This window comes from Bradyrhizobium sp. SZCCT0153, from assembly GCF_018129995.1.
Classification (GTDB): domain Bacteria; phylum Pseudomonadota; class Alphaproteobacteria; order Rhizobiales; family Xanthobacteraceae; genus Bradyrhizobium; species Bradyrhizobium japonicum_G.
This window is the reverse complement of record NZ_JAFCKS010000007.1, coordinates 195,069-216,946: the sequence shown is the minus strand read 5'-3', so window position 1 is coordinate 216,946 and position 21,878 is coordinate 195,069. Positions and strand designations below refer to the sequence as shown.

Sequence of the window (21,878 nt, the reverse complement as noted above, 5' to 3'; positions counted from 1 at the left end):
TTTGGGCAGCCACGACCATCACGGTCATCACCATCATGACCATGCCGGCCACGATCATGGGCACGGTCACGACCGCAGTCATGGTCATGGGCATGGTCATGGGCATGGGCATGGGCATGATCATGGTTTTGGCCACACGCATGTCCACGCGCCCGCCAGTTTCGGCAGGGCATTCGCGATCGGCATCTCGCTCAACACCGCGCTGGTCGTTGCCGAGGCCGTCTACGGCTATATCGGCAACTCCACCGCCCTCCTTGCCGATGCCGGCCACAACCTTTCCGACGTGCTCGGCCTGGTCGTGGCCTGGGGCGCATCGATCGCGGCAAGGCGCGCGCCGAGCGGACGTTTCACCTACGGCCTGCGCGCCTCCACCATCCTGGCGGCGCTTGCCAACGCGGTCTTCCTGCTGGTCGCGACCGGCGCGATCGGCTGGGAGGCGATCTTGCGACTGCGCGAGCCGGAGCCGATCGCGGGCCTCACCGTGATGGCGGTCGCCGGCATCGGCATCCTCGTCAACGGCTTTACGGCGATGCTGTTCGCGCGCGGACGCAAGGACGACATCAACATCGAAGGCGCCTATCTGCACATGGCCGCCGACGCCGCGGTCTCGCTCGGCGTCGTCATCTCGGCGGCACTGATCATCTGGACCGGCTGGCTCTGGCTCGATCCCGTCACCAGCCTCGTCATCTGCGTCACCATCCTCTGGAGCACGACCAGCCTGCTCCGCGCCTCCATCGACATGTCGATGGCGGCCGCGCCCAAAGGCACCGACCTTGCCGCGATCAGGACGTTCCTGCTGGCGCGCCCGGGCGTGTCCGCGATCCACGATCTCCACGTCTGGCCGATCTCGACCACAGAGACGGCGCTGACCTGCCACCTCGTCATGCCCGCCGGCGCCGGCGACGGATTCCTGATGGAGACCGCGCAGCTGCTGAAGGCCTCCTTCCGCATCGGCCACACCACGCTTCAGGTGGAGACGCATCCCGACAATGGCTGCGCGCTGGCGCCGGATGATGTGGTGTGAGGCCGCTTGCGCCGCAAAGTCACGCGCTCGCCCGGCCCGCCGTGTCCCCGGCGCGGCTGCGAAAAGCCCTGATCCGATCGAACAGCAAGCTCGCCAGCATGGCGCTCGAGCCGCCGAGGAACGGAATGGCGTAATACGCGTAGCGATTAAGCCCATAAATGAGAAACGCCGGCAACGCAGCGCTGACCAGCGCGAGCAGGACCATCAGCGTGCCGACGGCAACGAGGCCGCGAGGGCTCCGGCGAATGAAACCCGCACGGCCCGCCGGGACACTGATCAGCAGGACGAGAGCGAGACACAGTGTCGCCGAGGAGAACCACACGATCGGTCCGGCACGGTCATCGTATTCGGTCGACACCTTCACCCCGCAGCAGAACGCTACCAAGTCCGAACTCGGCGCGTAGCCATGCCCCATGAGTTGGCTCAGTCTGAGCTGCACCTGATCCGCGGTCGGCAGAAGCCGAGACAGCGGCCACCAGGGCTTGTAGTAATCGTGAACCAACTGGCCGGATTTGAAGCCGGTCGGACTTCCAAAAAAGGGATAGGTATCCCGTTTCACGAAGTACTCGTAGCCCTGCGGAGAAGGGACCCGGCGCGCAATCGGATTTGCGTCGAACAACATGAAATACATTTCCCGGAGGAAGTGCTTCGTGACGTGCCGATAGAGCGTCGATGGCCTCGTCAGCGTTTCGATGAAGATATCACGCACGACCCTCTCGAGATCCTCGTCGCTCTCCCCGGACATCTTCAACCGGTGCACTGCGCCGAACGGCCATTGATACTGGTCGGTGTCGCCCCATCCTTTGGGAGTGTCCGCGGCTCGCATCTTCTCGACGAATTCCCGTGCCTGCGCCTTGTGGTCGAGATGAACGCCGTGATCGAAATCACCGGAATAGCCGACGACGAAAGCCATCACGGCAAGGGTCTCGTTGCCTGCGGCAGGTTTTCCAATCACGAAGTTGACGACAGCCGGGGTGAGATAGACGGCCGAAGCGAGAAAGACCGCAAGTCCAAGCACGCCGAGCCGGCGCAGGAACCGGGTGTCCAGGGTCGAAGCCAGCCACAGCAGAATGACAGCGGCCTGGCCTATCGCCGCCGAGCGGCAAACCATCAGCGCCCCGAGCACCAAGCCCACGCATGCCGAAGCGAGGAACGCCGGCCAATTGCGCAACGCTGCTCCGGCGGCAAAGAAGGCCGCAAGGCTGACCAGAAAATTGGAGATCGTCTCTGCGCCGATAGTGTTGTCATAGTGGATGATGCGGCCATGCAGCGCCGCAAGGGCAAAGGCCAGAAGCGAGAAGAAGCGGGGCGCGCCGGCAAAACGCACGATCGCGGCGACGAGGAGAGCGGTGCCGACGCTCATCAAGTGCTGCGCGATGACGAAGACCAGGATGTGGGGGCCGAACATCTTGGACAGCAGCACAAGGAAGACGGCGACCCCGTACGGACGCTTCACCGCGTCCTCGATATATTGGCCCCTTAGAATCGATTCTGCCTGAATCAGGTAGGGCCCGCCGTCCTCGTGGATGAAGTGATCCGGCCAAGCCACGAGGAAGGCGAGGTGAATCATCAGGGCCAGGCCGATCACGCAGACCCAGACCCAGAACCACGCGACGGAATTCGTCCATCCGAGCCATCCAGGGGAAAACTCCCCGCGCCCGCCCCGTGCTCCATCCATTTTCAATGCCCGCCTTCGCTATCTTTGCTCGCGGATTGATCGGGCGACTGCGCCAGGCGCGTGCCGGACACGGTCCAGCTATAACCATGCCGGTGATAGAGCTCCACACCGGCGAATCCGGCATCGGACAGCAAGGCCTGCGCCTCGTCGCGGGTATAGTATTTCGCATAGGAGGGGTTCAGCTGGTCGTAGATGGTCAGGCGGCGAACCGAACGCGGAAACCTTGCCAGGACGGAACGAATGTAGTTCCGCATCGGAAGAGGAAGAATCCGGCAGAGACCGATATAGGTCGTCAGCGCGAATTCCAGCAGATGCGAGAGCGCGACCAGCATCCCGTGCGGCATTCGAACCGTGACCTTGCGCAGCGGGATCGCGATCGACAGATAGGTCTGGTTCCCTTCAAAGCCGTAGAGCCACACGATGCAACGTCCGCCAGGGCGCAGCGCCCCGAACGCAGCGCGGACGACAGGGCTTGGCGCGGGAATGTGGTGCAAGACACCCATCGAGACGACGTAGTCGAGATCCAGACGGGATGGCAGCTGGTCGCCGGGCACCTGGAGATAGTCGATGCGGTCAGCACGGGCGACGGTGTTGGTCTTGAGGACCTCGAATGCCGCGGAGGGCTCGACCGCGACGACGCGATCGGCCCCGGCGTCGAGCAGCATGTTGACGATACGTCCCGTGCCGCTTCCGATATCGGCGACCCGCGCGCTCTTGACGTCATCGAGCGTCAGCAGTGGACCGAACAGATCGGCGAGCAGCTCCGCCGAACCATAATAGCCAGGGCTGTCCCGGAAGGCCGTCCACTGCTCTCCGAAATCGTCGATCGTTTGTCGCTTCAGGTCCGGCATCGGCGCTGGTCCGGCTCGCTCAGCGCGGCCGGGGGGCAGCGAGCCCCATCAGCCATATCCCCAGCGTCAGAACGGGCCACAGCGCGAAGGCGTTGTCGCTACGCCGGTCCAGATGGTCCTTCCACAGCAGGCGGATCGCATCCGGATTGAGGTAGGGCGCGAAAACATCCGGCTCCTGATTGAACACACGATCGCAAATTGCCTGCAGACCTCCGCGTCTCATCAATTGCGCAATGGGAACGTTGAACCCGCGCTTGCGCGACCACGCGGCGTCCCGGGGCATTCCCAGGCGCTCGGCGAGCTTGCGTAGGACGTATTTTGGCGCGCCCTTCGGCCAGGGATTGAGGAGGGCGACGTCAATCGTGCCGGCGAGGTCCATGACCCGGCGATCGAGGATCGGAACGCGCACTTCGAGCGAATGCGCCATGCTCATCGCATCGACCTTCTGAAGCACGCTCTGGAGGTGAAAGCGCTGGTCGGCCACCAGCGCCCGATCCAGCACCTTGTCGTGCGGCTCCGAATAGTATTCCGCGTATTCGGCGAACGGGTCGGCCGCCGCAACATCGACCATCTCGCGCCCATAGATCTTCGCGGCGAGAAACCGGGGAACCAGCCGCCGCCATTGCAGATGCGGACGATCCCCTTCCTCGCCGAGACCCAGCGCAAAACGAGCCAGCTGCGCCGCCGCCGGAAGACGTCTTTCATCGCCGCGAACGGCGGCATAGGCAAGCCGACCGGTCATGCCCGCAACGCCCCGCGGCACGATGCGGCGCACGGACTCCGCCATGGCGGTTGCAGCATAAGTCTCGTATCCGGCAAAAAACTCGTCGCCGCCGTCGCCCGACAGCACGACGCTGCAATGCTGCCGGACTGCGCCGGCCAGACGATAGAAGCCGAGCGCGCCCGTATCGGCACACTGCCCGTCGAAATGATAGACGACCGCGCGGAGCGCAGTCTCGGCGTCCTCCCCTCCTTCCCCGTCGACCACGCTGACCGACAAGCCGGCAGCGGCGGCGATCTCCTTCGCTGCAGCCGATTCATCGTGGCTCTTCTCGGAGAACCCCGCCGTGAACAAAGGCGGCTTCAATCCGAGGCGCTTCAGCGTGAGGCTGATAAGCGAGCTGTCGATACCGCCGCTCTGCAGCACGGCGAGCGGAACGTCACTCACCATCTGGCTTTCGACCACCGTCTGGATCGTGGCCTCGAGGCGGTCGACGGCCTCGTCCAGGCGGCTGATCGCCGGCGCGCGGACCGGCCGCCAGAAGCGGCGCTCGGTCCGCTCGCCGGCAGTGAAGCTCATCACCGTACCGGGCGGGACCTGCTTGATCCCGCCAAACAGGCTCTGCCGCGTCCCGGTGTGCCCGGCGGCCAGGAAGGTGTGGAGTGCACCGGGATCGATGCGCGGCGCCTCGCGCCGGCTCGCCGAGATTCCCTTGACTTCGCTCGCGAACACGACGTCGCTGCGGTCCTCGAAGTAGTAGAGCGGCTTGATGCCGATCCCGTCACGCGCGAGGATCAGGCGGCGCTCCTGACGGTCCCAGAGGCCGAGGGCGAAAAAGCCCTCCAGCCGCTCGAACATCGCCTCGCCCCAGGCGAGATAGGCGTAGGGAAGAATTTCCGTGTCGCAATGTCCCCGGAACCGGAAGCCGAAGGAACGTTCGAGCTCGCGTCTCAGTTCGCCGTCGTTGTAGATCTCGCCGTTATAGGTCACGGCGATGCGGCCGGACGCATCGAGCATCGGCTGGTGTCCGGCTTCCGAAAGGTCGCGAATGGCGAGCCGCCGGTGGGCGAAACCGACGGATTGATCCAGCCAGGAGCCCTCGCCGTCCGGTCCGCGGTGGATCAACGCGGCAGACATCGCCGCGACCGTGCCGCGATCGACCGGGCGGCCGTCGCGGTGAAAAATTCCGGCTACGCCGCACATCGCGCTTTGCCGTCAGGAGTCGTCATGGCCGCTGGTTCATGATCTGCTTGAGAAGAACAGCCAGGAGCCCCATCGCGACGACGAGAATGCTGAGGAGGATGGCGCCGACCCCGAGGACAAAACCGCTGACGACCTGCAGAATGATCCCGCCTATCAGCGAAACCACGGCGAGCGCCATGCACATCATCGCCAGCAGCACGAATATCTTCAGCGGATTGTAGTAGGTGCAGGCCTCCAGGACATACTGCAACGTGCGAAGGGAATCGCGGAACAGATTGACCTTGGATCGGCCGATCCGCTCCTTGTAGTCGATGTCGATGTAGTCGACGAATTTCGCGTTCATCATGTAGGCGAGCGTCAGCGAGGTCGTGAAGCTGAAGAGGTCGCTGACGTGCTCGAAATACGAAATGGCGATGTGACGCTGGAAGACGCGAAGCCCGGAATTGATGTCCGGGATTTCGCGATTGGCGGTGAACTCGACGATGGTCTTCAGCACCGCACGAAGCGGCGACTTCAGCATCGACTCCCTGTAGTTCGGGCCGGTTCGGGCGCCGACGACCATGTCGAAACCTTCATTGAGGCGTGCGATCAATGCCGGGATCGCTTCCATCGGATAGGAGCCGTCCGCGTCGCTGATGACGATCGTGTCGTAGGCCGCGATGCGAATACCGTCCTTCAGCGAGCGCCCGTATCCGATGTTGTGGGCATGCCTCAGGACTTTTGCGCCGGCTTGCTCGGCCAGCGCCCCGGTGCCGTCGTTCGAGCCGTCGTCGACGACGATGATCTCATAAGGAGCGAGCTCGGCGCGATCGAGAACCGATTTCGCCCGCGCGATCGTCTCAACGATGCCGTTGCGCTCGTTCAGAGCTGGAATGACGACGGAAATCATACGCGCCGTGCAATGCAGGTGACGGATTGCCCGAAAAAGCTTCGCGACAGGGGATCAAGCGCCCGCGACAACGGAACCATGTACCTGTCGAACAGCGCAATCTGTCCATTCACGGCGTCGTCGTTCAGCGAGTTATGCCGCTTCAAGCGGTTGGCAAGCCATCCCAGTCCGCCGATCGGGTTGAAATAGCTCAATCGGACGATCTCGACCGGCTGTCCCGTCATGAGATCGCGCAAGCGCGCGGTGCTGTAGCGCCGGAAGTGCCCTGCGAGCCGATCAAGATCGTTGTAGAGCAGCATGAGAGCCGGGACGCTTATGAGAAGATGTCCGCCCGGCTTCAGCACGCCGACCAGATTGGCGACAGCCCTGGCATCGTCCTCGATGTGCTCGAGCACGTTGACGGTGAACACGGCATCGACGCCGTTCGGAAACAGCGAATGCAACTGTTCCGCGGCCAGAATGTCGCAGACGGCAAAGCTGCGGTCAGGCATGGCCTGGGCGGCGCGCTCGACGCTTTCGCGATCGTGGTCCACGCCGCAATAGTCGCCGAGTTCCCCGAGCACTCTGCTGTAGAGGCCATGGCCAAACCCGACTTCGACGATGCGTCCGGTGAGATAGGGGCGGAACTGCTCGATGACCCAGTTCATGTAGTTCTGCGCATCGGCGATGCCGCTAGAATACGTGGCCGCCCCCGTCTTGAGACCGTCCATAGACGCGGGCTGTGGCAGCCGGGAGACCTGGGCCATGGGTCCTGAACCTCTATTAAGGTCCGGGATTAGCAGCAAGAGCAGGGTTTCTCAAGCGCGTCCGGAAGCTGTTTCATCCGCCAGTTGAGTCAGACGTCCGGCTCGACAAATGACCGGGCCCGGCAGCGGTGACGCGCAGACCGCCAACCATGTTTGGTCGGCAGCCAGGCTGAGGTGACTACGTCGCTTTCGCCGTCACGATCCAGATCGCGCCTTGAAGTGCCACCGACTGCCCTTTGAGGAATGGCGCCAGCATGTCGCGGATCGAGGCCTTGGCGGCCTCGTAAGTCTCCGGCGGATGGCCCTGCAGCGCGCGGCTGGCCGGACCGATCTGTAACGCGCCGTCGACCGCGGCATCGATCCCGCCGCCGATCGCGATGTCCATCGGCAGATTATGCGGCTCCATCGCCACATCGACGAAGCCTGCACCGCTGAGGATGCGCATCACGCGCTCTTCCGCGGCAAAGGCGAAAGGCCCGGGCTCCTCGGGCCCGACCGGCGGCATTTTGGGGACGTGTTTGTAGACCGCCATCAGCGGCGCCATCATCCAGGGATTTTCCTTCGGCTCGCGCCAGCAGGCGAAAGCGAGCCGTCCCGACGGCTTCAGCGCACGCCGCAAATTGGTGAATGACGCGACGGGATCGGCGAAGAACATGACGCCGAAGCGCGAGGCCAGGAGATCGAAGCTCGCCGGCTCGAACGGATGCACCGTCGCATCCGCCAGCACGAAATCGAGCGGCAGGCCTTTCGGCGCGAGTGCACGCGCCTGCGACAGCATCGGATCGGAGACGTCGAGGCCGAGCGCGAAGCCATCGGGCGCCACCGTTTTCGCGAACGCGCACGTCGTCGCACCGGAGCCGCAGCCGACGTCGATCACGCGCTCGCCGGGCTTCGGCCTGGCGCGGTCGATCAGCACGTCGGCGATGGGTCCGAGCAGTCTCTCCTGCGCCGCGTGGCGATCGGCCCAGCGCTGTCCGCTCGGGCCGTTCCAATAGGCGATCTGGTCGGCGTTCTGCTCGTGTCCGCTTGGCTGCTGCATAGGGTCTCCGAAAATTTGGGCAGCTCGGGTAGCCGCCAGCGCCCGGATTTGTCGTTGTCCGTCGAGCGAAGCCCCTCTTCCAAAATGCAATTGGGGCTGGTGGGCGGTCACGGATTCGAACCGCGGACCCTCTCGGTGTAAACGAGATGCTCTAACCAGCTGAGCTAACCGCCCCTCGCCGCTTCTTTATCCCTACCCGCCCTTGGTCGGCAAGTATGGAACGTCAGTCCCCCGGCCTCCCCGGCAGTTGCGGTACCGCATCGATCCACACAGCCGCCGACTGGCACCAGATCTGCCGCACCGGCCGCAAGGCGTCGCGCTGGCGGATACTGCCCCAGCGGATCCCCCAATCGCCGGCCTCCTCGCCCTCGCCGCTGGTGAACAGCGGGGAACCGCAATTGCTACAAAAATGCTGGAAGCGCATCCGGCCGTTGTCGCCGCGCTTGCCGTAAACCTTTGGGGTGCCGGCGGTCAGCTTGACGTCGACGCTGGTGCAGATCGCGGTCACCCGGAACGGCGATCCCGTGAGGGTCTGGCAGTCCCGGCAATGGCAGACCGAGACCGCTTCGGGGTCGATCTCGGCTTCAAAGGTGATCCGCCCGCAATGGCATTGCCCGTCGATCTGCATCGTCCTCGTCCCCTTGTCCGCCGCTCCCTGCCCCAAAACAAAAACGGCGCCCGAAGGCGCCGTTTTATCATCTTTCGATGGAGCTTAGTGAGCGGTCAGGCCGCCGGCGGCTTCGTCGCCGTCGGGCTTCACCGTCACCTTGGTGTCTTCTTCCCAGACGATCGGCACCGGCTTCTTCACCAGCGCCCTGGCGACGACGTCGTCGAGACGGGAGACCGGGATGATCTCCATGCCGCCCTTGATCGCATCGGAAATCTCCGTGAGATCCTTGGCGTTGTCCTCGGGGATCAGCACCGTCTTGATGCCGCCGCGCGCAGCAGCCAGCAGCTTCTCCTTCAGGCCGCCGATCGGCAGCACGCGGCCGCGCAACGTGATCTCGCCGGTCATCGCGACATCATGGCGGACCGGGATGCCGGTCATGACCGAGATGATCGCGGTGGCCATGGCGACACCCGCGGACGGACCGTCCTTCGGCGTCGCGCCTTCCGGCACGTGCACGTGGATGTCGCGGCGGTCGAACAGCGGCGGCTCGATGCCGTAGACGATCGCGCGCGAGCGGACGTAGGACGCCGCCGCCGAGATCGATTCCTTCATGACGTCGCGCAGATTGCCCGTGACCGTCATCTTGCCCTTGCCGGGCATCATGACGCCCTCGATGGTCAGCAGCTCGCCGCCGACATCGGTCCAGGCAAGGCCGGTGACGATGCCGACCTGCGGCTCGCTCTCGATCTCGCCGTAGCGGTACTTCGGCACGCCCAGAAGCTCTTCGAGAGACTTCTCGGTGACCTTGACCGACTTCTTCTTGGAGATCATCAGCTCCTTCACCGCCTTGCGGGCGAGTGTGGAGAGCTCACGCTCCAGGTTGCGCACGCCCGCTTCGCGGGTGTAGCGGCGGATCAGAAGCAGCAGCGCGTCGTCGTCGATCGAGAACTCCTTGGAGTCCAGGCCGTGCTTTGACACCGCGTTCGGGATCAGATGCTTGCGCGCGATCTCGACCTTCTCGTTCTCGGTGTAGCCCGCGATCCGGATGATCTCCATGCGGTCCATCAGGGGGCCGGGAATATTGAGCGTATTCGCGGTCGTGATGAACATCACGCTGGACAGATCGTAGTCGACCTCGAGATAGTGGTCGTTGAAGGTCGCGTTCTGCTCGGGGTCGAGGACCTCGAGCAGCGCCGAGGACGGATCGCCGCGGAAATCGGCGCCCATCTTGTCGATCTCGTCCAGCAGGAACAGCGGATTGGACGACTTCGCCTTGCGCATCGACTGGATGATCTTGCCGGGCATCGAGCCGATATAGGTGCGGCGGTGACCGCGGATCTCGGCCTCGTCGCGCACGCCGCCGAGCGAGACGCGCACGAATTCGCGCCCCGTCGCCTTCGCGATCGACTTGCCGAGCGAGGTCTTGCCGACGCCGGGAGGCCCGACGAGGCACAGGATCGGGCCCGTCAGCTTGTTGGCGCGCGACTGCACCGCGAGATACTCGACGATACGTTCCTTGACCTTCTCGAGCCCGTAGTGATCGGAGTCCAGGACGGCCTGCGCCGATTCCAGGTCCTTCTTGACCTTGGACTTCTTGTTCCACGGGATCGACAGCAGCCAATCCAGGTAGTTGCGCACGACGGTCGCTTCCGCGGACATCGGCGACATCTGACGCAGCTTCTTCAGTTCATGCTGCGCCTTTTCGCGCGCCTCCTTGGAGAGCTTGGTCTTGGAGATCTTCTCTTCGAGATCAGCGAGCTCGTCGCGACCATCGTCGTCGCCGAGCTCCTTCTGGATCGCCTTCATCTGCTCGTTGAGATAGTACTCGCGCTGGGTCTTCTCCATCTGGCGCTTGACGCGCGAGCGGATCCGCTTCTCGACCTGGAGCACCGAGATCTCGCTCTCCATCAGGCCCAGCACCTTCTCCAGGCGCTGAGTGACCGACAGCGTCTCCAGGATGCCTTGCCGATCCGCGATCTTGACGGCGAGATGCGAGGCGACGGTATCGGCGAGCTTGGCGAAATCGGTGATCGCCTGCACGACGCCGACGACCTCGGCCGAGATCTTCTTGTTGAGCTTCACATAGCTCTCGAAGTCGGACACGACCGAGCGTGCCATGGCCTCGGCTTCGACCGACTTCGCATCGGTGTCGGCGAGCGCAATTGCGGTCGCTTCGTAATAGTCGGCGCGATCGGTGTATTTCTGCACGCGCGCACGCTCGAGCCCTTCGACCAGCACCTTCACGGTGCCGTCGGGAAGCTTCAAGAGCTGCAGCACGCTGGCAAGCGTACCGGTCTCGTAAATCGCATCGGGGGCCGGATCATCGTCGGACGCATTCTTCTGAGTCGCGAGCATGATCAGCGCGTCGTTCTTCATCACCTCTTCGAGCGCGCGGATCGACTTCTCGCGGCCGACGAAGAGCGGAACGATCATGTGCGGGAAGACGACGATGTCGCGCAGCGGCAGCACGGGATAGGCGTGCGTTTCGCCATGGACGATGGTTGGCCTGGGTTTTGGATTGGTCATGGCCTTTTCCTTTTGCTTTGCCCCCTTGCACGCAGTCCGCCATGCTCATGCGCAACCGCCACAAGGTGCCGAGGTGATCCGCAGAACCGGTCGGTCCTTTTCGAGTTGGACCGGCTTGCCGGATCGGAACTGAGGCGAATCTTGAAGAGAATGCTCGCTCGCCGCCGACATTAGGTGGCTATCGCCCCGGGGGGTGTCAAGTCATTGAAAGACGCGCGCCATCAGGCGCTTACGCACGCAAATAAGCGACGCAACACCGGCTGCGGAGATACCTTCCGCAGCCCTCGAATGATGAGGCGATTGGAGCGTTCCAGCGCCGCAGATCAGGCGCTGGCATTCTCGACGGCGCGATCGGACCGATCGGCGTAGATGTAGAGCGGACGCGCCGTTCCTTCCACGACTTCGCGCGAAATCACGACTTCTTCCACACCTTCGAGGCCCGGCAGGTCGAACATGGTCTCGAGCAGGATCGCCTCGAGGATCGAACGCAGTCCGCGCGCGCCGGTCTTGCGCTCGATCGCCTTGCGGGCAACCGCGCCAAGCGCCTCGTCGGCGAACGTCAGCTCGATATTCTCCATCTCGAACAGCCGCTGGTATTGCTTCACCAGCGCGTTCTTCGGCTCGACCAGGATCTTCTTGAGCGACGTCTCGTCCAGATCCTCCAGCGTCGCGACCACGGGCAGACGGCCGACGAATTCGGGGATCAGGCCGTACTTCAACAGATCCTCTGGCTCGACGTGACGGAAGATCTCGCCGGTACGACGGTCCTCCGGCGCCAGCACCTGGGCGGCGAAACCGATCGAGGTCGACCGTCCGCGGGCGGAGATGATCTTCTCCAGGCCCGAAAACGCGCCGCCGCAGATGAACAGGATATTGGTGGTGTCGACCTGCAGGAATTCCTGCTGCGGATGCTTGCGGCCGCCCTGCGGCGGGACCGAAGCCACCGTGCCTTCCATGATCTTGAGCAGCGCCTGCTGCACGCCCTCACCCGACACGTCGCGCGTGATCGAGGGGTTGTCGGACTTGCGGCTGATCTTGTCGATTTCGTCGATATAGACGATGCCGCGCTGGGCACGCTCGACATTGTAGTCGGCGGCCTGCAGCAGCTTCAGGATGATATTCTCGACGTCCTCACCGACATAGCCGGCTTCGGTCAGCGTCGTCGCATCGGCCATCGTGAAGGGCACGTCCAGGATGCGGGCGAGCGTCTGCGCGAGCAGCGTCTTGCCCGAACCGGTCGGACCGATCAGCAGGATGTTCGACTTCGCGAGCTCGACGTCGTTGTGCTTGGTCTGGTGGTTGAGGCGCTTGTAGTGATTGTGCACCGCGACCGAGAGAACCTTCTTCGCATGGCTCTGGCCGATGACGTAATCGTCCAGCACCTTGCAGATTTCCTTCGGCGTCGGAATCCCGTCGCGCGACTTCACCAGCGAGGACTTGTTCTCCTCGCGAATGATGTCCATGCAGAGCTCGACGCACTCGTCGCAGATGAAGACCGTGGGACCCGCGATCAGTTTGCGGACTTCGTGCTGGCTCTTGCCGCAGAACGAGCAATATAGCGTGTTCTTGGAGTCGCTCGTGCCGACCTTACTCATTCATGTCTCCGTCCGCGGTTCGATCCCGTTCCGCTCGATCGCTCCATTCCGACACGACGGCCGGGATGAAGTTTAAATAGAGCAAATTCCGTACCAAAAAAGACCCTACGCGTTATATCCCGTGCGAATCACGGTCACTCGATTCTCCGCGATCATAGCCGATCGATCGTAGCCAACCATGCTGTCACCCGACTATCAAGAATTCGCTAATCGGGGTTCGCCGGCTACCCGTGACAATACCGTGATTTCAGGTCTTGGTACGGACGAAGTGACCGAAATCACCCCGGCGTTGCTGGATTGACACGAAAAAAAAGCACGAAAGCAGAACTTTCTGCCTGTCGCAGGGCGCAAAACTGCTTTTCGCGCCCAGCGGATGCGCCCTTAACGTGAACGCGGCCCTGACGATCCCCTGCCATGCCGGGGATCGCTGTTGCACCGCCGGTAATGCTACGGGGTCTTCGCCGACGCCGGTTCCTCGGCGCGCTTGTCGATGACCTTGTCGACCAAGCCGAACTCCTTGGCGTCGGCCGCGGTGAGGAACTTGTCGCGTTCCAGCGCATCCTCGATCGCCTTGTAGGTCTGGCCGGTGTGCTTCACGTAGATCTCGTTGAGCCGCTTCTTCAGGTTCAGGATTTCCTGCGCGTGCAGCATGATGTCGGTGGCCTGGCCCTGGAAGCCGCCGGAGGGCTGGTGCACCATGATGCGCGCGTTCGGCAGCGAGAAGCGCATGTCCTTCTCGCCGGCGGCGAGCAGCAGCGACCCCATCGAGGCCGCCTGCCCCGTGCAGAGCGTCGAGACCGGCGGACGGATGAACTGCATGGTGTCGTAGATCGCGAGGCCCGACGTCACCACGCCGCCCGGCGAGTTGATGTACATCGAGATTTCCTTCTTCGGGTTTTCCGCTTCGAGGAACAGGAGCTGAGCGACGATCAGCGTCGACATGCCGTCCTCGACCGGTCCGGTCAGGAAGATGATGCGCTCTTTCAGAAGCCGCGAGAAAATGTCGTAGGCGCGCTCGCCACGGTTGGTCTGCTCGACCACCATGGGCACGAGGTTCATGTAGGTTTCAACCGGATCGCGCATGAGTCACCTAGGGTTTTAAGAGGCGGACATCGCCAGTCTTGGCTGCCAGTCGTGGCTGGATCTGCCGGAAGGCCGATGGACGTCCCGTGATGCAGGAACTTGTAGAACGAGAGGGCGTAGCGACAGATATAGCCCAATTCGCGCCTGACAAGTGCGGAGCGAATTAAGGCTTAATCGGTGAAGCACTTGAAGCTGATTCGTGCAAAGAGGCCCAGCCAACCATCTGGCTAGCTCGACCTCTTCGCTGATCATTCTTAATGGAAGACGTTCTCAAACCCTTCAGGCTGCGGTCTTTTCCGCTTCGTCGTCCTTGTAGAGGTCCTCGCGCGAGACCTTCTTCTCGGTCACCTTGGCAAGCTCGAGGATGAAGTCGACGACCTTGTCCTCATAGATCGGTGCACGAAGCTGGGCCAACGCCTGGGCGTTGCTGCGGTAATAGTCCCAGACCTCCTTCTCGCGGCCGGGCATCGAGCGCGCGCGCTCGATCACGGCGCGGCCGACCTCGTCGTCGGTCACGGTGATCTTGTTCTTCTCCCCGATCTCGGAGAGCACGAGACCGAGCCGCACGCGGCGATCGGCGATCTTGCGGTACTCTTCCTTGGCGGCGTCCTCAGTGGTGTCTTCGTCGGCAAAGGTCTTGCCGGCGGAGTCCATCTCGGCCTTCACCGAGTTCCACATCAGATTGAACTCCTCGTCGACCAGCGAGGGCGGTGCCTCGAAGCGATGCGCCTCGTCGAGGCGGTCGAGCAGCGCGCGCTTGACGCGCTGGCGCGTCGCGGTCGTGAACTCGGCGGAGAGACGCTCGCGCGCCGCTTCCTTCAGCTTGTCCAGCGATTCCAGGCCGAGCGTCTTGGCGAACTCGTCGTCGATCGCGAGATCCTGCGGCGCCTCGATCAGCGTCGCGGTGGTCTCGAATTCGGCCGGCTGGCCAGCGAGCTTGTCGTTCATGTAGTTCTTGGGGAACGACACCTTCAGCGTGCGGGTCTCGCCCGCGGCGACACCGACGAGTTGCTCCTCGAAGCCGGGGATGAACGTGTTGGAGCCGATCACGACCTGGATGCCGTCGCCGGTACCGCCCTCGAAGGCTTCGCCGTTGATGGTGCCCTTGAAGGCGACGGTGACGCGGTCACCCGATTCGGCCTTGGCGCCCTCGCCCTTGGCGGCATAGCCGCGATTCGAATCGGCGATCCGCTTGATCGCCTCGTCGACGTCGGCGTCGGTGACGTCGACGACGGGCTTCTCGACCTCGAAGGTCTTGAAGTCGGCGAGCGCGATCGACGGCACCACCTCGATCGCGACCGTATAGGTCAGATCAGTCTTGCCGTTCAGCAGCTCCTCGACCTCGGCCTGCTCGGTCGGCATCGTGATCTTGGGCTCGGTCGCAAGGCGGAAGCCGCGCTCGGAGAACAGCTGCGTGTTGGTGTCGCGGATGGTCTGGTCGATGGTCTCGGCCATCACCGAGCGGCCATAGACCTTCTTCAGGTGCGTGACCGGCACCTTGCCGGGACGGAAGCCGTTGATGCGGACCTTGTCCTTGAGGTCGACGAGCTTGGCCCCGGCCTTGGCGTCGAGATCAGACGCGGGAACGCTGATCTTGAACTCGTGCTTCAAACCTTCCGAGAGGGTTTCTGTGACCTGCATGGCGTCCAATCTTCTTCTCGTTCGGTCCCGGCGCGCATGCGTCGGGACGCTGTCATTAATCGATCCGGCGCGAGGCAAACGCCTCAACGCCGGCGGTTGATCGGACCGGCTTCAGGCGGACAAACATCCGCGCCGAAGCAGGCCCTCGTAATCCGTGCAAACGCTGAAAGCGCTTGGTGCGGGCGGAGGGACTCGAACCCCCACAACTTTCGTCACTGGAACCTAAATCCAGCGCGTCTACCAGTTCCGCCACGCCCGCGTAATTTGCATCAAGACCGGCCGCGATGCCGCGGGCGGCGGGCTTATAGCATGTGCCCGCCTGTTCGCAGCAAAAAAATGGCCTGATCGAGGCAGGCATCAAGTAGGCATGGCGACTGGACTTATCCAGCGCGGCGTGGTCCGGATCGCCGCATGAAAACGCGGATCTTCGACCCGACGAGGCGCGAGGTTTTGACCGGCCTTGGCGCCGGATTTGGCGCCGGATTTGCCGCCTCGGCGGCCGGGCTGATGGCCGGCGGCGCAGCCCCGCTCGTAACCGCCCAGCTCGCCCTTCAGGCGAGGCCGGCAACTCTGGTTCTGACGCCGGGTCAGCCGGCTACACCGATTTGGGAGCTGGCCGCAGTAAGTCACCTTGGGAATGTCCGTCTCAAGCGCGGCGACCGTTGCGAGGTGGTCTTCCGCAATGAGTTACCTGTGCCGCTTGCCCCAGTCTGGTACGGCCTCAATGGCCCGACCGCGGCAGACCCGCTCAGAGGGCGCGCGCCGACCGCACCGGATGCGACTGAAACATCAATTATTTCAATAACAAATGCGGGAACCCTGCTGGCCGACTTCCGTCTCTTCGAGGACGGCCTGAAGCATCCCGCGCGTCCGCTTCCGATCATCGCCGCCGAGTCGGACCGGGTCGCCGTCGATCGTGACGTGGTCCTTTTGATCGAGGAATGGCGCGTGAGGCAGGACGGGACCGCGCTTCCCCCCGGCCGCGAACCGAAGGACACGACACCGCTCTATACCATCAACGGGCAGCCTTCATTCGAACTCTCAACCTCCGCCGGCGAACGGCTGCGGCTGCGCTTCATCAACGGCTCGCAACGGTCTGTTCTGGCGATCAAATTGGAAAACCACGACGTCCGGATGATCGCCCTCGACGGACAGCCGGCCGAACCGTTCCCGGCGCGCAACGGCGCCCTGGTGCTGGCCCCCGGCGCGCGCGCCGACGCGGTCGTGGATGCGGCCACATCGGCCCCATTCCTGCTGCATGACGGCAAGGAGGCGCGCCGTGTCGGCAGTCTCACCATTTCCGGCGAACGGGCGCGGGAACGGCGCGCGCCGATGCTGCAGCCACTTCCTTCGAATGACCTGCCCGAGAAGCTCGATCTGAAGGGGGCCATGCGGTTCGATGTCGCGCTCGGTGCGCCCGAAGCCGGGTGGATCCGGCCCGCAAGCTTCTCCACCGGCTCCGCCCCCGCCTTCCGCGCCAAGGCGGGCCGCACGATCGCGCTGGCGCTCAAGAACCCCGCGCCGGTTACCACCGTCTTTCATCTCCACGGCCACCATTTCCGCCTGCTCGACAAGCTCGACGATGGCTGGAAGCCCTATTGGCTCGACACGCTCGCAATCGAGCCCGGCCAGACCCAGCGCATCGCCTTCGCGGCGACCTCCCCCGGGCGATGGCTGATGGAATCCGTTGCGACCGACTGGGCCGCACCGCGGCTGGTGCGCTGGTACGCGGTGGAGTGAACGCTCAGTATTCGACCCCGAGCGCGCTATAGATCCGCCGGTGCACCGCCGGCAGCGTTTCAGTGAGATCTTCGGCGATCAGCCCCGGCCCTGCCTCGCTTCCCGCTTCGCCATGCATCCACACGGCGATGCTGGCCGCCTCGAACGCCGGCACGCCTTGCGCCAGCAGCCCCGCAATGATGCCGGCGAGCACGTCGCCAGCGCCGGCGGTGGCGAGCCAGGGCGGCGCGTTGGCGGCGATGGTGACACGGCCGTCGGGCGCGGCGATCGTGGTGTCAGGTCCTTTCAACAGCACGACCGCGCCGCAGCGCTCGGCGGCGACGCGCACGCGCTCGAACTTCGAGCGGCCCGGATGTTTGTTGCTGAGATCGGAGAACAGGCGCGGAAACTCGCCCTCGTGCGGCGTCAGCACCACCGCATTGTCCTGCGAGGATTTGATCGATTCAAACAGGCGCTCGGGCGTCGCGGCAAAGCTCGTCAGCGCATCGGCGTCCAGCACCAGGTGCCGCTGCGCCGTGAGCGCGGTGTGAACCATGTCGCAGGTGCGATCCCCAATGCCGGCGCCCGGGCCGATCACGCAGGTGTTGTAGCGCTTGTCGCCGAGCAGCTCGCCGAACTCGATCGCGGTGTCCACGGGACGAACCATCACCGCAGTCAGCGCGGCGGCATTGATCGCAAGCGCATCGCGCGGGCTCGCCAGCGTCACCAGACCCGCGCCTGCGCGCAGCGCGCCGCGCGCGGCGAGCCGCGCCGCACCGGTGGCGGCGGCATCGCCGGAGATCGCGAGCACATGCCCGCGTGCGTATTTGTGGCCGTCGATGCGCGGCACCGGAAAGGCGGCGCCCCAGAAATCCGGATCGTTCTCGAATATCTGCGGCGCGATCTCGTCCAGCACCTGAGCCTCGATGCCGATGTCGGCGACGCGCACCCGGCCGCAATGCATCCGGCCGGGCAAGAGCAGATGCGCCGGCTTCTTGCGGAAGAAGGTGACGGTTTCGGTGGCGTTCACGGCCGCGCCCATCACCGCCGCATTGGTGCCGTTGATGCCGCTCGGCAGATCGACCGCCAGCACGGGCGCGCTGTTGGAATTGATCGCCTCGATCATCGCACGCGCCTCGCCGTCGACGGGACGGCTGAGGCCTGCGCCGAACAGCGCATCGATGATCAAAGCGGGCTTTCCGATCGCCTGCGGGTTGAACGGCAGCACCGGGAGCTTCCAGCCGCGCGCCGCGGAGGCCGCATCGCCCTGAAGCTGGTCGCGCTCGCACATCAGGATCACCGAGACCTCGCGGCCCTGGGCGGCGAGCTCGGCCGCTGCAACAAAACCGTCGCCGCCATTGTTGCCGGGACCGGCGACGATCAGGATCGGTCCCTCCTCCGCCAGCGCATTGGCCGCCTCCGCGACCGCCTGGCCGGCGCTGAGCATCAGCTTGAAGCCGGGCGTGCCTGCCGCGATGCTGAGCTGGTCGGCGCGCTGCATTTCAGCATTGGTCAGAACTTCCATGCCACTTCCCTGTCCAAACGCCTTTTCAACAGGCATCTTCCGTGCCGATGAGGTGACCGGAACGACGATCTGCACACATATTGAACCGATTGCCTATTTCGTAGTCTTAGGTATTTTGTGCCGGTCGGCGCCACCTATCAGGGATGCTCGTTAAAAGGCTGATAACGCTCCAATAATCAGGGCATTTGCAACTTGGCATAGACCCTGCTTTCGAGGAAGCCGCTTCGGTTCGTCGTGCTCACTGGCATTTATCAGGGTGTGGCCGGCCGACGTTGCCGGTCTCGTCAGGGATCCCGGCATTGCGAAGACAAGATCGTGCGTTAAGAAAAGCGCATCCTGACGAAGACGTTGCTATTTGATCGAAAGGCCGGGAGGCGCGCAGTGAAGAAAATCGAAGCCATCATCAAGCCATTCAAGCTCGACGAGGTGAAGGAAGCGCTTCAGGAAGTCGGCCTGCAAGGCATTACCGTCACAGAAGCCAAGGGCTTTGGCCGGCAGAAGGGTCACGCCGAGCTCTACCGCGGCGCAGAATACATCGTCGACTTCCTGCCCAAGGTGAAGATCGAGATCGTGATCGGCGACGATCTGGTCGAGCGGGCGATCGATGCGATCCGCCGCGCCGCGCAGACCGGGCGCATCGGCGACGGCAAGATCTTCGTCTCCAACATCGAAGAGGCGATCCGCATCCGAACCGGCGAATCCGGGCTGGACGCTATCTGAGCCGGGTGCTATCCCGCGTTTTGCGACACTCTGACAAGAAATAGGCTGCTTCGGCGGCCTGATTTCGTTTGTGCGGTCGCGCAAAACTCGCCGAAAAGCGAGAATAATTTTGCTCATCTGGAAACCGTCCCGCAGAGCCAAAAGGGGTATGCATGAAGACCGCCAAAGACGTCCTGAAATCGATCAAGGACAACGACGTTAAGTACGTCGACCTGCGCTTCACCGATCCGCGCGGCAAGTGGCAGCACGTCACGTTCGACATCAGCATGATCGACGAGGACATTTTCGCCGAAGGGACGATGTTCGACGGCTCCTCGATTGCCGGTTGGAAGGCGATCAACGAGTCCGACATGTGCCTGATGCCCGATCCGGTGACCGCGACGATCGATCCGTTCTTCGCCGAGACCACGATGGTCATCACCTGCGACGTGCTCGAGCCGACCACCGGCGAGCCCTACAACCGCGACCCCCGCGGCATCGCCAAGAAGGCCGAGGCCATGGTGAAGTCGATGGGCGTGGGCGACAGCGTGTTCGTCGGCCCCGAAGCCGAGTTCTTCGTGTTCGACGACGTGCGGTTCTCCGCCAACCCCTACAGCACCGGCTTCCGCCTCGACTCCTCGGAGCTGCCGACCAACTCCGACACCGAATACGAAGGCGGCAATCTCGGCCACCGCGTCCGCACCAAGGGCGGCTATTTCCCGGTCCCGCCGCAGGACTCGGTGCAGGACATGCGCTCCGAGATGCTCGGCGCCATGGCCAAGATGGGCGTCAAGGTCGAGAAGCACCATCACGAGGTCGCCTCCGCCCAGCACGAGCTCGGGATGAAGTTCGACACGCTGACGCTGATGGCCGACCACATGCAGATCTACAAGTACTGCATCCACCAGGTCGCGCACATCTACGGCAAGACCGCCACCTTCATGCCGAAGCCGGTCTTCGGCGACAACGGCTCGGGCATGCACGTGCACCAGTCGATCTGGAAGGACGGCAAGCCGGTGTTCGCCGGCAACAAATACGCCGACCTGTCCGAGACCTGCCTCCACTACATCGGCGGCATCATCAAGCACGCCAAGGCGATCAACGCCTTCACCAACCCGTCGACCAACTCCTACAAGCGTCTGGTCCCGGGCTATGAGGCCCCCGTGCTGCTCGCCTATTCCGCGCGCAACCGTTCGGCCTCCTGCCGCATCCCCTACACCGCTTCGCCGAAGGCCAAGCGCGTCGAGGTGCGTTTCCCCGATCCGCTCGCCAATCCCTATCTCGGCTTCGCCGCGATGCTGATGGCCGGCCTCGACGGCATCAAGAACAAGATCGATCCCGGTCCGGCGATGGACAAGGACCTCTACGACCTGCCGAAGGAAGAGCTCAAGCAGATCCCGACGGTGTGCGGCAGCTTGCGCGAGGCGCTGGAAAACCTCGACAAGGACCGCGGCTTCCTCAAGAACGGCGGCGTGTTCGACGACGACTTCATCGATGCTTATATCGAGCTGAAGATGACGGAAGTCGCCCGCTTCGAGATGACCCCGCACCCGGTCGAGTTCGAGATGTACTATTCGGGCTAAGCGGCCCGAACCGACTGCGACAAGCAAAAGGCGCTTCCGAAAGGAGGCGCCTTTTCGTTTTGTGAGACTAATGCTCGTGCTTCTTGGCGATGATCGCTAGCTAATTCTCCGCCTCCGGTCGCAATGATGGATAGCCCCGGAATGCCCTTCTGCCATCCCTCGTAACCAGACGACATGTTGAGAACTTCCAGGGCGACATTGCCAGGAAGCGAAATCGACAGGCCCCCTGTGTCCGAGCGGATTGAAACGCGCTCGATGGGTTTCTCTCCGAGAAGACTTAGCGCGACTTTCTCGCCATCGAGCGGTGTCGCCCTCGCAAGAAAACGACGGGTTTCGCTGAAGCGAGGACCATCCCAAATGCTAAACCGCATTCAACCGATACGGCTTGACCAGGAGTTCGGCAGGCACTTTCCAGGCCTCGCTGATCCGAAAGATCATCTCGACCGTCAGCGCGCGTCTTCTGTTCAATATCTCGGACGCACGCGAGCGCGACCCCAATAGCTCCGCGAGTTCTGCTTGAGTGTGTCCGCCTTCGTCGATCAGATAGTTCAGCATATCGATCGGGTCGAGACGCAGCACATCGATCGGCCAATGTGAGGTCTCGTACTTCTCAACGAGCGTTGCGAGAATATCGAGCTTGTCGCCATCATCAGTCCCGGGCTCCGCCCCCCAGAGCCGTTCGATTTCAGCGACAGCAGCATCATAGTCCGCCTCTGTCCGAATGGGATGGATTTCCATGGTTCTTC

At 63.4% G+C, this 21,878-nt stretch carries 17 protein-coding genes and 2 tRNA genes; 4 read left to right on the top strand and 15 right to left on the bottom strand.

Features of this window, described 5'->3' with window-relative positions:
* The first annotated feature begins 1 nt into the window (after position 1).
* Positions 2 to 1,024: a cation diffusion facilitator family transporter gene (locus tag JQ572_RS27755; protein ID WP_211386014.1), complete on the top strand. Its 1,023-nt coding sequence runs from the start codon at positions 2 to 4 to the stop codon at positions 1,022 to 1,024.
* Between the two features lie 19 nt (positions 1,025 to 1,043).
* Here the strand turns inward: JQ572_RS27755 and JQ572_RS27750 are convergent, their stop codons facing one another.
* The 13 genes from JQ572_RS27750 to JQ572_RS27690 form a co-directional block, all read right to left on the bottom strand.
* Positions 1,044 to 2,702, bottom strand: coding sequence for a hypothetical protein (locus JQ572_RS27750; RefSeq protein WP_211386013.1), 1,659 nt, complete (start codon positions 2,700 to 2,702; stop codon positions 1,044 to 1,046).
* Positions 2,703 to 2,704: 2 nt separating this feature from the next.
* Positions 2,705 to 3,553: a class I SAM-dependent methyltransferase gene (locus tag JQ572_RS27745; RefSeq protein WP_211386012.1), complete on the bottom strand. Its 849-nt coding sequence runs from the start codon at positions 3,551 to 3,553 to the stop codon at positions 2,705 to 2,707.
* Positions 3,554 to 3,572: 19 nt separating this feature from the next.
* On the bottom strand, positions 3,573 to 5,477 hold the full coding sequence (gene asnB, locus JQ572_RS27740) for an asparagine synthase (glutamine-hydrolyzing) (protein WP_211386011.1): 1,905 nt from the start codon (positions 5,475 to 5,477) through the stop codon (positions 3,573 to 3,575).
* Between the two features lie 22 nt (positions 5,478 to 5,499).
* Complete coding sequence (locus tag JQ572_RS27735; RefSeq protein ID WP_211386010.1) at positions 5,500 to 6,366, bottom strand: glycosyltransferase family 2 protein; 867 nt, start codon at positions 6,364 to 6,366, stop codon at positions 5,500 to 5,502.
* A complete protein-coding gene (locus JQ572_RS27730; RefSeq protein WP_211386009.1) occupies positions 6,363 to 7,112 on the bottom strand; it encodes a class I SAM-dependent methyltransferase in 750 nt (249 codons plus the stop codon). The genes JQ572_RS27735 and JQ572_RS27730 overlap by 4 nt, the downstream gene beginning before the upstream one ends.
* 178 nt (positions 7,113 to 7,290) lie before the next feature.
* Entirely contained in the window at positions 7,291 to 8,151 is an 861-nt protein-coding gene (locus JQ572_RS27725; protein WP_211386008.1) for a class I SAM-dependent methyltransferase, read from the bottom strand.
* A gap of 97 nt (positions 8,152 to 8,248) precedes the next feature.
* Positions 8,249 to 8,325: transfer RNA gene (locus JQ572_RS27720), tRNA-Val, on the bottom strand.
* Positions 8,326 to 8,374: 49 nt separating this feature from the next.
* A complete protein-coding gene (locus tag JQ572_RS27715) occupies positions 8,375 to 8,779 on the bottom strand; it encodes a GFA family protein (protein ID WP_211386007.1) in 405 nt (134 codons plus the stop codon).
* Positions 8,780 to 8,863: 84 nt separating this feature from the next.
* Positions 8,864 to 11,287: an endopeptidase La gene (gene lon, locus JQ572_RS27710; RefSeq protein WP_211386006.1), complete on the bottom strand. Its 2,424-nt coding sequence runs from the start codon at positions 11,285 to 11,287 to the stop codon at positions 8,864 to 8,866.
* Positions 11,288 to 11,610: 323 nt separating this feature from the next.
* Positions 11,611 to 12,882 (bottom strand): ATP-dependent Clp protease ATP-binding subunit ClpX, encoded by a 1,272-nt coding sequence (gene clpX, locus JQ572_RS27705; protein ID WP_211386005.1) that lies wholly within the window; start codon positions 12,880 to 12,882, stop codon positions 11,611 to 11,613.
* 447 nt (positions 12,883 to 13,329) lie between these two features.
* Positions 13,330 to 13,965, bottom strand: coding sequence for an ATP-dependent Clp protease proteolytic subunit (locus tag JQ572_RS27700; protein ID WP_211386004.1), 636 nt, complete (start codon positions 13,963 to 13,965; stop codon positions 13,330 to 13,332).
* Between the two features lie 279 nt (positions 13,966 to 14,244).
* Positions 14,245 to 15,606 carry a trigger factor gene (gene tig / locus JQ572_RS27695; protein ID WP_211386003.1) on the bottom strand — a complete coding sequence of 454 codons (1,362 nt, stop codon included), beginning with the start codon at positions 15,604 to 15,606 and terminating at the stop codon, positions 14,245 to 14,247.
* A gap of 174 nt (positions 15,607 to 15,780) precedes the next feature.
* Positions 15,781 to 15,865, bottom strand: a tRNA-Leu gene (locus JQ572_RS27690).
* A gap of 152 nt (positions 15,866 to 16,017) precedes the next feature.
* Here JQ572_RS27690 and JQ572_RS27685 point away from each other — a divergent pair.
* Positions 16,018 to 17,346, top strand: a complete 1,329-nt coding sequence (locus JQ572_RS27685) for a multicopper oxidase family protein (protein WP_211386002.1) — start codon at positions 16,018 to 16,020, stop codon at positions 17,344 to 17,346.
* A 4-nt stretch (positions 17,347 to 17,350) separates the two neighbouring features.
* Here the strand turns inward: JQ572_RS27685 and JQ572_RS27680 are convergent, their stop codons facing one another.
* Complete coding sequence (locus JQ572_RS27680) at positions 17,351 to 18,850, bottom strand: NAD(P)H-hydrate dehydratase (protein WP_211386001.1); 1,500 nt, start codon at positions 18,848 to 18,850, stop codon at positions 17,351 to 17,353.
* A 381-nt stretch (positions 18,851 to 19,231) separates the two neighbouring features.
* Between JQ572_RS27680 and JQ572_RS27675 the strand changes: the two genes are divergently transcribed.
* Both JQ572_RS27675 and glnA read left to right on the top strand, forming a co-directional pair.
* Complete coding sequence (locus tag JQ572_RS27675; RefSeq protein ID WP_007603495.1) at positions 19,232 to 19,570, top strand: P-II family nitrogen regulator; 339 nt, start codon at positions 19,232 to 19,234, stop codon at positions 19,568 to 19,570.
* A 152-nt stretch (positions 19,571 to 19,722) separates the two neighbouring features.
* On the top strand, positions 19,723 to 21,132 hold the full coding sequence (glnA, locus tag JQ572_RS27670; RefSeq protein ID WP_211386000.1) for a type I glutamate--ammonia ligase: 1,410 nt from the start codon (positions 19,723 to 19,725) through the stop codon (positions 21,130 to 21,132).
* 360 nt (positions 21,133 to 21,492) lie between these two features.
* Here glnA and JQ572_RS27665 read toward each other — a convergent pair whose 3' ends face one another.
* The gene (locus JQ572_RS27665; RefSeq protein ID WP_211385999.1) at positions 21,493 to 21,870 is read right to left on the bottom strand and encodes a helix-turn-helix domain-containing protein; all 378 of its coding nucleotides are present in this window, start codon (positions 21,868 to 21,870) and stop codon (positions 21,493 to 21,495) included.
* Positions 21,871 to 21,878: the final 8 nt, after the last annotated feature.

Excerpts from the sequence above, each read along its gene's own strand:
- glnA (WP_211386000.1), top strand. The coding sequence starts at position 19,723 with ATGAAGACCGCCAAAGACGTCCTGAAATCGATCAAGGACAACGACGTT.
- JQ572_RS27750 (WP_211386013.1), bottom strand. The coding sequence starts at position 2,702 with ATGGATGGAGCACGGGGCGGGCGCGGGGAGTTTTCCCCTGGATGGCTC.
- JQ572_RS27735 (WP_211386010.1), bottom strand. The coding sequence starts at position 6,366 with ATGATTTCCGTCGTCATTCCAGCTCTGAACGAGCGCAACGGCATCGTT.
- asnB (WP_211386011.1), bottom strand. The coding sequence starts at position 5,477 with ATGTGCGGCGTAGCCGGAATTTTTCACCGCGACGGCCGCCCGGTCGAT.
- JQ572_RS27745 (WP_211386012.1), bottom strand. The coding sequence starts at position 3,553 with ATGCCGGACCTGAAGCGACAAACGATCGACGATTTCGGAGAGCAGTGG.
- JQ572_RS27665 (WP_211385999.1), bottom strand. The coding sequence starts at position 21,870 with ATGGAAATCCATCCCATTCGGACAGAGGCGGACTATGATGCTGCTGTC.
- tig (WP_211386003.1), bottom strand. The coding sequence starts at position 15,606 with ATGCAGGTCACAGAAACCCTCTCGGAAGGTTTGAAGCACGAGTTCAAG.
- JQ572_RS27725 (WP_211386008.1), bottom strand. The coding sequence starts at position 8,151 with ATGCAGCAGCCAAGCGGACACGAGCAGAACGCCGACCAGATCGCCTAT.
- JQ572_RS27715 (WP_211386007.1), bottom strand. The coding sequence starts at position 8,779 with ATGCAGATCGACGGGCAATGCCATTGCGGGCGGATCACCTTTGAAGCC.
- JQ572_RS27685 (WP_211386002.1), top strand. The coding sequence starts at position 16,018 with ATGAAAACGCGGATCTTCGACCCGACGAGGCGCGAGGTTTTGACCGGC.
- clpX (WP_211386005.1), bottom strand. The coding sequence starts at position 12,882 with ATGAGTAAGGTCGGCACGAGCGACTCCAAGAACACGCTATATTGCTCG.
- JQ572_RS27680 (WP_211386001.1), bottom strand. The coding sequence starts at position 18,850 with ATGGAAGTTCTGACCAATGCTGAAATGCAGCGCGCCGACCAGCTCAGC.
- JQ572_RS27730 (WP_211386009.1), bottom strand. The coding sequence starts at position 7,112 with ATGGCCCAGGTCTCCCGGCTGCCACAGCCCGCGTCTATGGACGGTCTC.
- lon (WP_211386006.1), bottom strand. The coding sequence starts at position 11,287 with ATGACCAATCCAAAACCCAGGCCAACCATCGTCCATGGCGAAACGCAC.
- JQ572_RS27700 (WP_211386004.1), bottom strand. The coding sequence starts at position 13,965 with ATGCGCGATCCGGTTGAAACCTACATGAACCTCGTGCCCATGGTGGTC.